Here is a 15112-nt window from a genome sequence, read left to right on the forward strand (position 1 = left end):
TTAAGCCAAAAGAACGAAGAAAAAGAATAACCTAACCTAAACTTAAAACCAGAATAAACTGGTTCATGGCGAGAAATCATACTTCAAGAATTCGGAATATAATTTTGAATAATTAGAAAAAACAAAATTTAACACAATCTGCCATTGGTAGCGGAATCGAAGGGTCAGTGTGACAGGAGTCGATGGCCATTTACAGTGAACATACCAACATTTCGAACTTCTCAAATCTAGTTGCTCAGGTGCTCAATGTAACAAATAGCAGTTATGAGGCAGCCTCCATAGGAATTATCAATTCAAATTCAGTCCCATCGCCAAGGTTAGAATTAACCAGAAGTCGGCCTTTCAGCCCTTTGACAAGATGCTGAACCAAGTTTAGACCAAATCCGAAGCCTTTTTCTCCGGATGTGCCATTAGCGGATGTGGTTCCGCCTTTAAGAATTTCATCAATTTTCTCAGGAGTAATCCCGACACCGGTATCCTTGACTTTGAATTGGAGGATTTTCTGCTGATCGAAGACCTCCATATCCAACGTGACCTCAATTTTGCCTTCAGCCGGGGTAAACTTAATTGAGTTTGATATCAGGTTACCAAGAATCTGGAGGATTTTGTTTTTTGGGAATGGGATTTCGGCAAATGGAGGGCTAGCCTTAACTTCAAGGACCACTTTCTTGGACATGGCTTGCGGATTAAACATGTCTTCCAATTTAGATTTAAGAGTAGAAAGTGTAAACTCATGATCCTTGGGGGCTCTTTTTGATGAGTCGCTTGATTCAAAGTTTTGAGATAAGATCTCATCCGCAAGTTCCAAAACAGATTTACCGCTTTTTTGGATCAAAGCAATAAACTCCAAAACCTCTTCCAACTTGTTACTGTTGCCTTGCATTTGGATTATCTCTGCCAGCCCGATGATTCCTCCAATTGGCCCGCGAATATCATGAGCTACTCTGTTTTTGATAGAGTTTGTTTCCTGAACGGTCTTTTTGAGATTGGCAACTGCATGATGAATCTTGATTCTATTAACCACCTCGCCTGCGATGATTTCCAACATTTCCTTCTTTTCCGCGCTCAGACTTTTGTAGTCATCATGTAGTACGCATAGTGCACCTAAGACTACATCCTCGTCCACTTTTAGAGGTACCCCATAATAATACTTTAAGTGAGGCGCGTCAGTGACATAAAAACGATCTTTAAATCGTTCATCCTTTGACAAATCTTTAACTTCAAATCCACCGGAGTTTTCTTCCATGATGGTGTACTGACAGACCGACTCTTCTCTTGGCATCTGTTGAAGTTCAATCCCATAACTTGAGGCACTCCATTGGGTAAAGGAATCAATTAGATTGATCAATGAAATAGAAGTACCGGCAACTTTAGCCGCCAACTTTGTCAAATCTGCGAAGGACTTATTCAAATCCAAGTAATCCAGATCCAAATCACTGAGCGCTATCAGACGCTTCATTTCATTTGCCGGAATTGGGGGATTTTGGTCAATTTCTACTGATAAAAATGATTTATCTTGATCCATAAGCTTAGGGTGTTTAAACAAAAGAAGTCACAAATATTTAATTCGAGCCTTCCCAAAACTTATTATTTTCACCATAGTAATCACTTCCTTACTATTGTATATTAAGTGCAGTTTTAAAAGGTGAAATCAAAACCAATATGATACCCATCCTATATTTTCAACTAATTTTTCTCTTGTTCCAATCCAATGAGCTTATTCCTATCGGTAAAATAGATACGCCCTTAGGAGAAATTTTGATCGTTTTGGACGATCGAACTCCAAACCATAAAGCGAGTTTTATCCAGTTGGCGCAGGCGGGATATTGGGATTCTTTGACTTTCAACCGGGTCATCCCAAACTTTGTCGCCCAAGGAGGTTGCCCTGATACTCCCGAGGGGTTTTCTGATCCGGAGTATCTTTTGGAACCGGAATTTCATCCGGAATTGACTCATGTCTACGGCGCTGTGGGTGCAGGACGAGATGATAATCCGGGAAAACTGTCGGCAAGATGTCAGTTTTACATCGTTCAAAATCCTAAAGGACTTCACAGGCTTGATGGAGATTACACTGTCTTTGGCCAAGTAATCAAGGGAATGGAAATCGTGGATAAAATGGTTTCGGTACAAAGAGACCAACACGACCAGCCGATAAACCCAGTCTTGATGGATATCAATATTTTATACCTTAGTCAAAATGAATACACCAACCTTATCACTAATCTCAAAAAATGAAATCAATTAGAATTCTAGTAGTAGGCTGCGGTAATATGGGCGCGTCCCATGCCACTGCATATCATCACATGCCTGAATTTGAAATCTGCGGATTAGTAGCCAGAGGTGACAGCAAAATCAAATTAAATACCACGCTGCAAGCAGACTATCCACTTTTTGAAGATTTTGATCAAGCCTTGACCACTACTAAACCGGACGCGGTATGTATCTCCACTTACCCTGATACCCATGAGGAATTTGCGTTAAAAGCACTGGAAGCTGGTTGTCATATTTTCATCGAAAAGCCGCTTGCAGATACGGTTTTGGGTTGTGAAAAAATCATCTCCAAAGCACATCAAACCGGAAAAAAGGTAGTCGTCGGCTACATCCTTAGACATCATCCCTCCTGGATGAGATTCATCGAGGAAGCGCAAAAAATGGGTAAGCCGCTGGTCATGCGGATGAATCTCAATCAGCAAAGCCAGGGATACATGTGGGATGTGCATCGGAACTTGATGAAATCACTGAGCCCGATCGTGGATTGCGGAGTCCATTACATTGATGTGATGTGTCAGATGACTAGATCTAAGCCTATTTGGGTTTCCGCCATCGGCGCTAGACTGACTGATGACATAGCCATCGACAACTACAATTATGGACAGCTTCAAATCAGGTTCGAGGATGGATCGGTAGGATGGTATGAGGCGGGATGGGGTCCGATGATTTCTGAAACCGCCTTCTTCATTAAGGATGTATTCGGGCCAATGGGATCCGTATCAATAGTAGCCAAAGACGCCGGTGCCTCCGGGAAATCAGATCACGTAGACAGCCATACTAAAACTGAATCAATTCGGGTGCACCATGCTGACATTGATGCTAAAAATAATTTTCTAAGAAAAGATGAATGGATCGATATGGCAGATGAACCTGATCATCAGCAGCTTTGCGACCGGGAGCAGCAGTATTTTCTAATGGCAATCCAAGAGAATATAGATCTTACGGATCACATGAATGATGCGCTGAATAGCCTTCGAATTGCCTTCGCCTGTGATGATTCAGTGAAAACCGGAGAGGTAGTGCGGTTGTAGATTTACAGAATAGTGCACTTGGTAGGTAGTCAGATTCAAATAATCTATATTCAGCAGCTTAAATTGATCGCTCTATGGGTACAAATCCCAAATCAATAGAACCACATAATTTTAAATCTACCTTAGAAATTTTAGAGGAAACCAAAGCTGTTCTAAAGCAAATAGAGTTGTTGGGAAATATTGGACATTGGGAAGCGAATCTCATCACTGACCAATGTAACTTTTCAGAGGGCTTATTCAAGATTTTAGGATTAGATCCCGAGCGTGTAATCCCATCGATCCTGCTTGGACTTTCGATTGTCCATCCCGAAGATAGGGAAAGCGCAACGGCACACCTTCAAAAATCGATAGAAACCGGCGCACCCTACAAAGTTGAAAAAAGAATCATCCGTCCCGATGGAGAAATCAGGTTCGTCATCTCCGAAGGTACAGTCGACTTGGATGAATTTGGAAAACCTCAACGGATTTTTGGGGTTTTCAAAGATGTTACCGACCAAAAAATCAGGGAAGAAGAGCTCAAAAACACAACTATTCATCTCGAAAATATCCTGAACACAACCCAGGACCTTGTTATCATAGCAGAAGAGGCTGGGCCTTTTCTTAAAGTATCAAAATCAAGTGAAAAAATACTGGGATATCCATCGGAAGAGCTGATCGGGAAATCATTCAGGAATATGATACACCCGGATGACTTTCCCGCCACCATCAAAAACAGAGAACTAATTTTAGCAGGTTTTCCCTCGTCCGATTTTAGAAACCGATACTTCAAAAAAGATGGATCTGTCATCACCCTAAACTGGTCCGCCTCTCTGGATAAGACTACCAAAACAGTTTTTGGGATAGCACGAGATATTACCCCACTTCTCCAAACTCAGGAAAACCTGAGGCAAGAATGCCAAAAACTGGCCATAGTCCTGGATTCTTCTCCTGAAGTAATCTGGGCCCTCGACAGGGATTATACCTTGATCACAGCCAATAATCAATTCCTTGATTCGATGAAGGAAGTTGGAAATTGGGACTTAAAACCCGGTGCTAATCTTATCTATTCTACTCCATTACCTAATTCATTTACAGAGGAATGGAAATCATATTATGATCGGGCCTTCACCGGTGAGAATTTTTCAATCATTCGAAAAGTCACCCTGCTAAAAAAAGACGCCTACCAAGAGGTCAACTTTAAGCCCATTTTTGAAAAAGGTCAGGTAATCGCCTTGGGGTGCTACTCCAAAGACATCACACAGCGAAAAAAAGAAGAATTAAGGATATCAGAATTAGCCAAAAGATTAATATTGGCTCAGAAAATCGGAAAACTAGGCTATTGGGAATTTGATATCGATACTGAATCCATTTATTGGTCAGATGAGGTTTTTGAAATTTGGGGACTGGAGAAAAACGATATCCAGCCTAATTTTGAATTGTTTTTCAATACATTTCATCCAGAGGATAAGGCGGAATTTATTTTAAATCACACCAATGCACTTGCTGGTATCGCACCTCTCGACGCAATTCATAGGATCATCTTACCTACGGGACAAATCAAATACGTACATGAGAAGGGTGAATTAGAAAAAGATCCGGACACTGATAAAACATATTTTAGAGGTACTGTTCAGGATATTACCACAGAAAAAACCTTCGAAAAGGAGCTAATCCAAAGAAACCAATTTATAGAATCAGCCCTCCATTATCTGCCGTCAGGTATTGCTGTAAATAAAATAAGCACAGGAGAGGCTACTTATATCAATCCCGCATTTTCAGAAATCTACGGTTGGCCTGCAGAGGTAATGAACAATGTGGCAACCTTCTTCGAAAAGATTTACCCTGACCCCAACTACCGCAGCTACATCACTTCCCGGATTATTTCAGATATCCAAAGTGGAGATCCTGAGCGAATGAGTTGGGAAAATATCCCCATCGTGACTCAAAGCGGTGAAGAACGAATCGTATCGGCTAGAAACATCCCCCTTCCCGACCAGGACTTGATGATCTCTACCGTGGTAGATGAGACAGATACCTATTGGGCAAATCATCGCTTGCGGATCAGCAATGAGCGATTCCATCTCGCAACTCAAGCGGTATCCGATGCCATTTGGGATTGGGATATACTTAAGGGGTACATCTTTTGGGGAAAAGGCTACCACCGCTTGTTTGGCTACCCAGCCGACATGGAAAGCGTCTCTCCTGACCTTTGGAAAGAAAAAATTCATCCCGATGACTTTGATGAAATTTGGAATTCCATTATCACTACCAGAACTGACAAGTCAAAAAATAGATGGTTTGGGGAATATCGATTTCAAAAATATGATGGAACCTATGCATTCGTCAAGGAAAACACGGTAATCATTCGGGACGATAATGGAAGCCCAATTCGGATGGTAGGCGCTTTGGAGGATATCAGTCTGGAAAAAGAAAAAGAACTGGAACTCCAGAAAAAGACTGCCCTTATTGCTGCTACTTCTCAAATTATTCAGGATTTTTTGGAAATAGAAGATTGGCAAGAACTGATAGATCCCACTCTCAAAATAATGGGGGAAATAACAAAAGTGGATCGGGTTTATTTCTTCAAAAACTACTTCGATCCAACGACAGGAGAATTATTTAGTCAACAAATCAACGAATGGACAAATGGTAAGGTGGCCTCTGAACTTTCAAATCCGGCACTGCAATCTATTCCACTCGAGGACCATCCACTTTCGGTTCAAGCAGCCTTAAATGGGAAACCTTTTTCGATCCTCACCCACGAAGCTGAAGGCCCGACGCGGGAAATTCTGGAAGCGCAAGGGATAAAATCTCTTTTGCTCATGCCCATCTTGATGGAGAACAATTTCTTTGGATTTATTGGATTTGACGATTGTACAAATTCCAAAATCTGGACAGAAGATGAAATCAGTTTCTTGGCCTCTGTGACCACGAATTTGTCTTTTGCCATTGAGCGAAAGCAAAATTTGGATAAAATCCGCGGAGCTTTCGAATCCAGAGATTCCCTTTTAGAAAGTATCGGAGATTCCTTCTATGCTTTTGATAAAAACTACATCGTCACTTATTGGAACAACGAGGTAGAGAAACTGACAGGAATCAAGCGGGAAGAAATTATCGGCAAAAGCTTGTGGGATTTTATCAGTGTCGTAGACACGGAGTTTAAGAAATCTTATGAAAACGCATTTCTTGAAGGTAAACCCCAATATTTTGAAACGTTTGATCCATGGCTAAAAGCCTGGTTGGAAGTGACTGTGTATCCATCAAACGGAGGGCTGTCTGTCATCATTAAGGACATCTCCTCCAAAAAAGAGTCGGAAAGACAAATTCATGAGTTTAACGAACGTTTTAGACTTATTTCACAAGCCTCCCATGATGCGATCTACGACTGGAATATTGAATCGGGGGAACATTATTGGGGTGATGGCTTTAATTTTCTATTTGGAGAGGAAGTTTCGGGGATTCACGACAGTTACCTCACATGGGAAGAAAACATTCATCCCGAAGACAGAGAAAGGGTAATATCCTATTATCTGGAAGTCTTGGCTAGTGCGTCAAATAACCTCTTTGAATCAGAATATCGGTTCCTAAGAAAAGGAGGAGATGTTCTTAGCCTGCTGGACAGAGGAACCATCATCCGAGATTCCAATGGAAAAGCAATCCGGGTAGTTGGCGCTATCCAAAACATCACTCCCCGAAAAGAATACGAAGAATCGCTCAGAAAACTGAACGAGGAACTGGCAATCTCTAATCGCGAACTGGGACTTTCCAACAAGGAACTGGAACAATTTGCTTATGTGGCTTCACACGATCTTCAGGAGCCACTTCGAATGATTTCAAGCTTTCTCGGTCTCATCGAGCGACGCTACGCTGGTGTTTTAGACGAAAAAGGGTTACAATACATTGGCTATGCTGTTGATGGTGCCAGGAGGATGAAAAATATTATTTTGGATTTATTGGAGTTTTCCAGAATTGGAAATATCCATGAGGCCAAAAAAACAATCAAAACTTCGGAATTGTTAACAGAAGTGCTCCTCCTTAACAATAAATTGATCCATGAGAAACAAGCCATTATTCATGTGGGAGAACTCCCGGATATTGTAGGCCACGCCAGTCCAATTATACAGGTTTTTCAAAACCTGATCGTCAATGGACTCAAATATCAACCTCTTGGACAGGTTCCTGAAATTTGGATCGAAGGCCAAGAAAATGAATACGAGTGGCTATTTTCTGTCAAAGACAATGGGATCGGCATCGACCCAGAGTTTAAAGAGAAAATTTTTGTCATTTTCCAGCGGCTTCACCAAAAAGATCAATATTCAGGTTCAGGGATTGGATTAGCGATCTGTAAAAAGATTGTGGAATTCCACGGCGGAAAAATATGGGTTGAATCTTCAATTGGAGCCGGAAGCAATTTTTTCTTTACACTTAAAAAATAGCCTGTGAGCTCAATAGAAAATTTTAAAAAACACATTAGTTCATTGATTTATTCCAGTCCCAGGACTACGGGATGGCTTGTGTTTTTGCTCAGTCTTTTTCTTACCTCCTATCTTTCCTATACAGAATATCAGCTCCGACTTTCTGCCGAACGCGAGGAAGTCATCAGTAAACTCAATGAGTTGGAGAATAGATTAACTGAAGCCTTAAACAATGGGGTTTCCGCCGTAAAAACACTCGCTTTCTATGCACAAAATCAGGAAAACGTAGTAGAAAATTTTGAAAGAATAGGTCGGGACATTTTGGACAACAATCCATTGGTAGATGTCATCCAATATCTCGATAGCGGAACCATAGTAGCAGTCTATCCCTTGTCAGGAAATGAAGTAGTCATTGGTTACGACGTACTGGCTGATCCTAAGACTAACAAAGAAGTGGAGGAAGCTATCCGAAGAAAAGAGGTGTTTTTCTCCGGCCCCTTCACTCTCCGGCAAGGAGGAATGGGAATCGTCGGAAGGTACCCCCTCTTTGAAGACGGAAAACTTAAAGGGCTATCTGCAATTATCATTTATTTGGAAACAATATTTGAGGAGGGACTTTTAAAAAATAATCCCAACGAGAAATTTTCTATTCAGCTAAGTAAAAAAAATCCAAACACTGGAATAGTTGAAAATTTTATCCCAATTAGCATTGATGAACCGTCATCCGGCTACTCGGCCAGTATTCCGATGGATGTTGGCAATTGGCTATTAACCGTTCAGCTCAAGGAGAGTACCGCAATTTCAGGCAGTATATTTGCGATTTTCCTGAGAATCCTACTCGCTGTCGCTCTGGGAATTGTTGCTTGGAATGCGGCAAGACAACCTGCCATACTGCGTCAAAAAGTAGCGGATCAGTCCAAAGAAATCATAAATGCAAATGAACGGTTTGAGCTTGCCACTAAAGCCACCTCGGATGTGATTTGGGATTGGGATTTGGCATTAAATGAAGTCTACAGGTCCGATCATTTTTTCAAAATGTTGGGCTATGAGGATAGTGAGTCAATTGGCAATAATGATTTTTTTAAAACCATCATTCATCCGGATGATTTGGAGGAAGTTTCAAAAAAACTAGAGGAAACACTCCAGAGTCAGAGTGAATTCTGGGAACATGAATTTCGGGTAAAAAAAATGGATCAATCCTATGCTTTCATTTTCGATAAGGGGTACATCGTGAGAGATACTGAAGGTAAAGCTGTACGGATGATCGGTGCAACTCAGGATATTTCAAAAAGAAAAAAGACCGAATTGGAGCTGCTCGAAGCCAACAAAAGTCTTGGCAATGCAAACGAAGAACTTAAAGCCTTTGCCTTTCTTGCCTCGCACGACATGCGCGAACCTCTCAGAATGATCAGTTCATTCATGACTTTACTTCAAAAAAAATACAGTTCGGAATTGGATGAAAAAGCAAATCAGTATATTGAATTTGCAGTTGACGGAGCAAAACGATTGACAACCCTCATCAACGATCTTTTAGAATATTCAAAAGTTGGATTTGATCAGAAGTCAATTGAAAAAATAAATACAGACCAATTAATCAAAGAAGTACTCAAATTCAAATCAGCTATTATCGGAGAATCAAATGCCGAAGTGATCCTTGGGGACCTACCCGATATTACCGGCATAAGGACTCCGATCCAAATCTTATTTCAAAACCTAATCGGCAATTCACTCAAGTACAAAAATTCCGATACAATTCCGGTAATCAAGATTTCCGGAAAGGTGAAAAAAGATTTTCTTGAATTTTGCATTGAAGACAATGGAATAGGAATCGAAGCTGATTATCTTGATCATGTATTTGGAATTTTAAATCGACTGCATCCCAAAGAAAAATATCCGGGAACAGGTATGGGACTTGCAACTTGCAGGAAGATTGTCACCCAGCACGGTGGGATTATTTGGGCAGAGTCTGAAATTGGAATTGGAAGCAAATTTTTATTTACTTTAAAAAAATATGAATAGAAAGCCTATAAAGATCCTCCTGGTAGAGGACAATGAAGGGGACATACTTTTGACTACTGAAGCATTGGAGGAGTGTAAAGTGGGGAATGAACTAAAAGTATTGAGAAATGGCAACGATGCACTGAATTTTTTGGTCACCTGTTCGCAAACCAATAAAAATGAACTGCCTGACCTGATCCTTTTAGACATCAATCTTCCTAAAAAGAATGGCCATGAAGTCCTTCAAAGTGCCAAAAACCACCCTGATTTGAAGCATATTCCGATCATAATATTGACCACATCTTCCTCAGAGCTGGATATTCTCAAAGCCTATCAGGAACATTGTAATTGCTACATAATCAAACCGCTGGAGGTTTCTGAGTTTCTGAATGTAACATCCAAAATTGAAGAATTTTGGTTCAATGTAATCCGTCTACCCAATAACTAACCTGCATGCGAAAGGACGAAAAATCCTACCATATTCTGATCATTGAGGACAATCTTGGAGATAATATCCTGATTGAAGAATATCTCACGGAGAATATTTTAAATCCAAAACTAATTCGGGCAGACACCTTTCAGTCTGCAAAAGTCCTTTTGGAAAATCGGAGTAATACTTTTGATATTATATTTTTAGACCTCTCTCTTCCGGATCTTTCAGGGGAACCATTGATTGTCGGTGTATTAAACTTGGCTGTTGACACTCCTGTAGTGGCACTTACAGGCTTCTCAGACCTAGACTTTAGCATCAAATCCTTAGGATTGGGTATTTCAGATTACCTTTTGAAAGACGAGTTGACACCGATTATTCTTTATAAAAGTGTCATCTATGCCATTCAGAGAAGGAAGTTTACTGATCAAATTCAAAAATCTGAAAAACGCTACAGTGACCTTTTCCAACTGAGCCCATTACCGATGTGGGTGTATGATCTGGAAACCCTCCATTTTCTAAATATCAATAAGGCTGCAATCAGTCATTATGGCTATTCTGATGAAGAGTTTCTGGCTATGACTATCTTGGATATCAGACCTCAAGAAGATGCCGAGTATGTCTTAAACCTTATAAGCGACACCCGACAAGGCCACAAAGTCAGCCAAAAAAGTGTCTCTCGGCACAAGAAGAAAAATGGGGAATTGATCTTTGTCGAGGTCACTTTCAACTTACTGATTTTCAATGGACGAGATGCAGTAATGGTACTGGTCAATGACATCACAGAGCGGGCCAAATATGTGGAAACCATCGAAAAGCAAAACCAGACTTTTCGGGAAATCGCATGGATTCAATCACATGTAGTCAGAGCGCCTTTGGCGAGACTTTTGGGGCTTGTCAATCTGCTGGAATCCGAAATCCCCAATGTCAAAGAGGAAAGTCTAGAATTGATTCAACACATCAAAAATTCTGCGTTTGAGCTGGATGAGATAGTAAGAGATATCAGCAAAAAATCAGAACAAATAGAACCACTGGACAAAAATGAAATCTGAAATAATTCTGGTGGATGACGACGAGGTACTATTGGTCATCCTCGAAAAGATGTTTCAAAAAGTTAGTCCAGACACCAAGTTGAGGCTGTTTAGTTCCGGGATGGAGGCCTTAGACCACTTGGCAAATTCACCGATCACCGGACTCAACCGATTCCTTCTGCTGGATATTAACTTGAAGGATTTGAGCGGTTGGGATTTTCTCAATGAATTAGCTGATAGAAACGACACTTACTCGAAAGTTATTCTGATCACATCCTCAGTCAGCGCTTTAAATTCTGAATTTGCCAAAAAATATACTTCTGTGATTGGTTTTTTTGAAAAACCCATAACTTTTGAAAAAATCCAACGGATTTTAGAACAAATCCGGGAGATATAGCGAATCCTCAATTTATTTTCCAAATTGTGTAACTCAGATATTATCTTGAAATTACCCTAAACCCAAACCTATTGTCATGAATGTACAAACCGTCCTTATCACCGGCGGGGCCAGTGGAATTGGTCTTGCCATGGTCAGGAAATTTGCTGCTGAGGGAAATCACGTCTTTTTCATCGACACCAACCACCTAGAGGGCACCAAACTCCAAATCGAAGCGCACGAAAAAGGACATCAAGTCAAATTCTTGGAAGGGAGTATTGCATCATTTGCTGAAGTTGAGCAGCTCATCCACCAAATCCCTGAAAAAATTCATGTCCTGATCAATAACGCAGGCATATCCCACATCGGAAAAGTAGAAACTACCAGCGAAGACGACTTCGACCGCTTGTTTCAGGTAAATGTCAAAGGCATGTTTAACTGCATCAAAGCTGCACTGCCCAAGTTGAAAGAAAATGGAGGTGGATCAATCCTCAATATGTGTTCTGTAGCTGCGACGATCGGGATTCCGGATCGCTTTGCCTACAGCATGACCAAAGGTGCAGCCCTTTCCATGACACTCAGCGTGGCAAGGGACTATGTACAGGATGGTATCCGCTGCAATTGCCTATCCCCGGGACGGGTACACACGCCATTTGTTGATGGGTTTCTAGCCAAAAACTATCCCGGGCAAGAAAAGGAAATGTATGATAAGCTTGCCGCAACTCAGCCCATTGGCAGAATGGGAACTCCCGAAGAAATCGCTGAATTAGCCTATTTTATCAGTTCAGAGGCTGGCAGCTTTATCACCGGTGCCAACTTCAATATTGACGGGGGCTTTATGGGGTTGAAGATGTAATGGTAAATATTGATTGAATGGCATTCCTACACTTCATTATTCGAAATTCAGCGTTCGGAATTCAATTTTCGACATTTGAGATTTGAAATTCGAAGATTGACTACCCATAAGTGATTCGCTTTAAGCTTATTGTCTGTATTTCGTATCTCGTATCTCGTAATTCTATTTAACTCTCAATAACCTAAAAACCCAAAATCATGAAACTCATTCGATTTGGTGAAGCCGGAAAAGAAAAACCCGGCATCCAGGATAAATCAGGGATCAATCTTGACTGTTCCAGTTTTGGAGAAGATTGGAATGAAACTTTTTTTTCAACTAACGGTCTGGCACGATTGGAAGAATGGCTTTCGGTAAATCAAGCCAATCTCAGGGAAGTTCCTTTGAATGCAAGAATCGGTTCCCCAATTGCCCGCCCATCAAAAATCATCTGTATCGGCCTCAACTATCGAAAACACGCCGAAGAAGCGGGAATGGCCGTCCCGGAAGTTCCGATTATTTTCATGAAAGCTACTTCTTCCCTTTGTGGACCTTTTGACCCGATTTATATTCCAAGAAATTCAGTACAGACAGATTGGGAAGTGGAATTGGCAGTGGTGATTGGCAAGCGTGCGAAATATGTAAGTGTTGAAAATGCCTATGATTACATCGCAGGTTATTGCTTACATAACGATGTGAGCGAACGAGACTTCCAGCTCCGCCATGGAGGACAGTGGGTCAAAGGAAAAAGCGCAGATCATTTCGCTCCACTTGGGCCAATTTTAGCTACCAAATCAGAAATACCAAATCCTCACAACCTTCGACTTTGGCTCAAACTGAACGGGAAAATCCTTCAGGACAGCAATACTTCTGATTTGATTTTTGACATCCCTACCATTGTTTCCCACCTGAGCCAATATATGACGCTGCTTCCGGGTGATGTGATCTCCACAGGAACACCAGCTGGAGTAGGCATGGGACTTAAGCCGCAACCGCGGTTTCTGGAACACGGAGATATCGTTGAGTTGGGAATTGAAAGCTTGGGGATTTCGCGTCAGGTGGCAATGAATGATCCGGAAGCATGAGACTTGACTCACATCAGCACTTTTGGGAATATGATCCAAAGCGACAGGATTGGATTAGTCCTGAGATGAGTAGAATTCGCCGAAATTTTCGTCCTGCGGACCTTTATCCTCTTTTACAGGATGCCAAAATGGATGGATGCATTGCCGTACAGGCGGAAGAAAGTCTGCGCGAAACAGATTTTTTGCTTGATTTGACAGCGCAGCATGAGTGGATCCTGGGTGTCGTAGGATGGGCGGATCTGAAAAGTGACACTCTGGATGAGCTATTGGACGACTATTCAGACAAGCAAAAGCTGGTGGGTTTCCGTGAGGTTCTTCAATCAAAAGATCCCGAATACATCCTTCAAAAGAATTTTATCCGTGGGATCCAGAAAATCGGAACCCGAGGATACGGCTATGATATCCTAATTTTCCCAACGCACCTATCAGCCACCTTGGAACTTGTAAACAAATGCCCCGATCAGCGATTTGTGATTGATCATTTGGCTAAACCCTACATCAAATCCGGAGAATGGAAGGACTGGAAAAAGGCTGTTTCATTACTTGCCGAACGGGAATTGGTGCATTGCAAACTTTCAGGAATGATCACCGAAGCGGACTGGAAAACATGGACTCCGGAGCAGCTTTTCCCATATTTGGAGATTGCCTTGGAACTGTTTGGCCCCGATCGATTGATGTACGGAAGCGATTGGCCAGTCTGTCTTTTGGCAGGTGAATATGAGCGGTTTTGGGAGATCATTGAGGAGTTTACCAATTCACTCTCTACTTCGGAAAAAGACAAAATCATGGGGGAAACTGCTGCTGAGTTTTATAGGATTTGACAGAAAAGACAAAATATTGAAGTAAAAAAAAGGTGCCGTGGACTATGGTCTGTGGACTGTGGACTAAAAAAATGAACCTAAACCTACAAGACAAAGTCATCCTCATCTCGGGAGGAGCAAAAGGAATCGGCGGCGCAATTTCAAGAGCATTGATTGAAGAGGGGGCAATCCCCGTGATGATTGATCCTTCGGAAAAGGAAGGGAGTGAAATCATTGAATTGGCCAAAGGAAAAGCACAGCAGATTCCAATCAGGCTTTTCTCGGCAGATGATGCAAAAGCTGCGGTTGAACAGACCCTACTGACTTTTGGCAGAATAGACGGTCTGGTCAACAATGCCGGAGCAAATGACGGCGTAAGTCTAGCGCATGGAAATCCTGTGGCTTATGCTGATTCAGTGGCCAAAAACCTGTTTCATTACTATTATTTGGCACATTATGCCTTGCCTTATTTGAAAAAAAGCCGTGGAGCCATCGTCAATATCTCCTCCAAGACTGCTGTCACCGGACAGGGAAGTACTTCAGGGTATGTCTCTGCCAAAGGTGCTCAACTTGCCCTCACCCGGGAATGGGCAGTGGAGCTTCTCCCCTACCAAATCCGGGTAAATGCCATCTTACCTGCGGAAGTTTACACGCCGATGTATGAAAACTGGATCCAGTCTTTTCCCAATCCAGAAGAAAAATTGGCTGAAATCAATGCCCAAATTCCGCTTGGCAATCGCATGACTAAACCGGAGGAAATTGCCTCCATGGCTATTTTCTTGCTTTCCGAAAAAGCCTCCCACATCACCGGACAGCATCTCTATGTCGACGGTGGCTACACACATCTCGACCGAGCCCTTTGAC

12 protein-coding genes are annotated in these 15112 nt (G+C 41.8%); 11 read left to right on the forward strand and 1 reads right to left on the reverse strand.

The genetic code is table 11. From position 1 onward, the window contains the following. Nucleotides 1-262: 262 nt before the first annotated feature. Nucleotides 263-1525 (reverse strand): GAF domain-containing sensor histidine kinase, encoded by a 1263-nt coding sequence (locus Q8M62_RS00155; RefSeq protein ID WP_304900724.1) that lies wholly within the window; start codon nucleotides 1523-1525, stop codon nucleotides 263-265. Nucleotides 1526-1662: 137 nt separating this feature from the next. Here Q8M62_RS00155 and Q8M62_RS00160 point away from each other — a divergent pair, with 137 nt between their 5' ends. From Q8M62_RS00160 to Q8M62_RS00210, 11 genes are all read left to right on the forward strand, one after another. Further along, a complete protein-coding gene (locus Q8M62_RS00160) occupies nucleotides 1663-2235 on the forward strand; it encodes a peptidylprolyl isomerase (protein ID WP_304900725.1) in 573 nt (190 codons plus the stop codon). Beyond that, nucleotides 2232-3302, forward strand: a complete 1071-nt coding sequence (locus Q8M62_RS00165; protein ID WP_304900726.1) for a Gfo/Idh/MocA family protein — start codon at nucleotides 2232-2234, stop codon at nucleotides 3300-3302. Before Q8M62_RS00160 ends, Q8M62_RS00165 begins: the two co-directional genes overlap by 4 nt. A 74-nt stretch (nucleotides 3303-3376) precedes the next feature. Beyond that, entirely contained in the window at nucleotides 3377-7717 is a 4341-nt protein-coding gene (locus tag Q8M62_RS00170; protein ID WP_304900727.1) for a PAS domain-containing protein, read from the forward strand. Nucleotides 7718-7720: 3 nt separating this feature from the next. Then, nucleotides 7721-9715 (forward strand): ATP-binding protein, encoded by a 1995-nt coding sequence (locus Q8M62_RS00175; RefSeq protein WP_305667989.1) that lies wholly within the window; start codon nucleotides 7721-7723, stop codon nucleotides 9713-9715. Beyond that, nucleotides 9708-10142, forward strand: a complete 435-nt coding sequence (locus Q8M62_RS00180) for a response regulator (protein WP_304899442.1) — start codon at nucleotides 9708-9710, stop codon at nucleotides 10140-10142. Before Q8M62_RS00175 ends, Q8M62_RS00180 begins: the two co-directional genes overlap by 8 nt. Before the next feature lie 5 nt (nucleotides 10143-10147). After that, complete coding sequence (locus Q8M62_RS00185; RefSeq protein ID WP_304899441.1) at nucleotides 10148-11176, forward strand: PAS domain S-box protein; 1029 nt, start codon at nucleotides 10148-10150, stop codon at nucleotides 11174-11176. Further along, on the forward strand, nucleotides 11166-11552 hold the full coding sequence (locus Q8M62_RS00190) for a response regulator (RefSeq protein ID WP_304899440.1): 387 nt from the start codon (nucleotides 11166-11168) through the stop codon (nucleotides 11550-11552). Before Q8M62_RS00185 ends, Q8M62_RS00190 begins: the two co-directional genes overlap by 11 nt. Before the next feature lie 76 nt (nucleotides 11553-11628). Next, nucleotides 11629-12387, forward strand: coding sequence for an SDR family NAD(P)-dependent oxidoreductase (locus Q8M62_RS00195; RefSeq protein WP_304899439.1), 759 nt, complete (start codon nucleotides 11629-11631; stop codon nucleotides 12385-12387). Nucleotides 12388-12584: 197 nt separating this feature from the next. Then, nucleotides 12585-13448 (forward strand): fumarylacetoacetate hydrolase family protein, encoded by an 864-nt coding sequence (locus Q8M62_RS00200; protein ID WP_304899438.1) that lies wholly within the window; start codon nucleotides 12585-12587, stop codon nucleotides 13446-13448. Next, nucleotides 13445-14269: an amidohydrolase gene (locus tag Q8M62_RS00205; protein WP_304899437.1), complete on the forward strand. Its 825-nt coding sequence runs from the start codon at nucleotides 13445-13447 to the stop codon at nucleotides 14267-14269. The genes Q8M62_RS00200 and Q8M62_RS00205 overlap by 4 nt, the downstream gene beginning before the upstream one ends. Before the next feature lie 71 nt (nucleotides 14270-14340). Next, nucleotides 14341-15111, forward strand: a complete 771-nt coding sequence (locus Q8M62_RS00210) for an SDR family oxidoreductase (RefSeq protein WP_304899436.1) — start codon at nucleotides 14341-14343, stop codon at nucleotides 15109-15111. The last annotated feature ends 1 nt before the right edge of the window (nucleotide 15112 follow it).

This window comes from Algoriphagus sp. (genome assembly GCF_030694375.1).
GTDB lineage: Bacteria > Bacteroidota > Bacteroidia > Cytophagales > Cyclobacteriaceae > Algoriphagus.

Coding starts and splice junctions, on each gene's coding strand:
- Q8M62_RS00155 (WP_304900724.1), bottom strand. CDS start 1,525: ATGGATCAAGATAAATCATTTTTATCAGTAGAAATTGACCAAAATCCC.
- Q8M62_RS00160 (WP_304900725.1), top strand. CDS start 1,663: ATGATACCCATCCTATATTTTCAACTAATTTTTCTCTTGTTCCAATCC.
- Q8M62_RS00165 (WP_304900726.1), top strand. CDS start 2,232: ATGAAATCAATTAGAATTCTAGTAGTAGGCTGCGGTAATATGGGCGCG.
- Q8M62_RS00170 (WP_304900727.1), top strand. CDS start 3,377: ATGGGTACAAATCCCAAATCAATAGAACCACATAATTTTAAATCTACC.
- Q8M62_RS00180 (WP_304899442.1), top strand. CDS start 9,708: ATGAATAGAAAGCCTATAAAGATCCTCCTGGTAGAGGACAATGAAGGG.
- Q8M62_RS00185 (WP_304899441.1), top strand. CDS start 10,148: ATGCGAAAGGACGAAAAATCCTACCATATTCTGATCATTGAGGACAAT.
- Q8M62_RS00190 (WP_304899440.1), top strand. CDS start 11,166: ATGAAATCTGAAATAATTCTGGTGGATGACGACGAGGTACTATTGGTC.
- Q8M62_RS00195 (WP_304899439.1), top strand. CDS start 11,629: ATGAATGTACAAACCGTCCTTATCACCGGCGGGGCCAGTGGAATTGGT.
- Q8M62_RS00200 (WP_304899438.1), top strand. CDS start 12,585: ATGAAACTCATTCGATTTGGTGAAGCCGGAAAAGAAAAACCCGGCATC.
- Q8M62_RS00205 (WP_304899437.1), top strand. CDS start 13,445: ATGAGACTTGACTCACATCAGCACTTTTGGGAATATGATCCAAAGCGA.
- Q8M62_RS00210 (WP_304899436.1), top strand. CDS start 14,341: ATGAACCTAAACCTACAAGACAAAGTCATCCTCATCTCGGGAGGAGCA.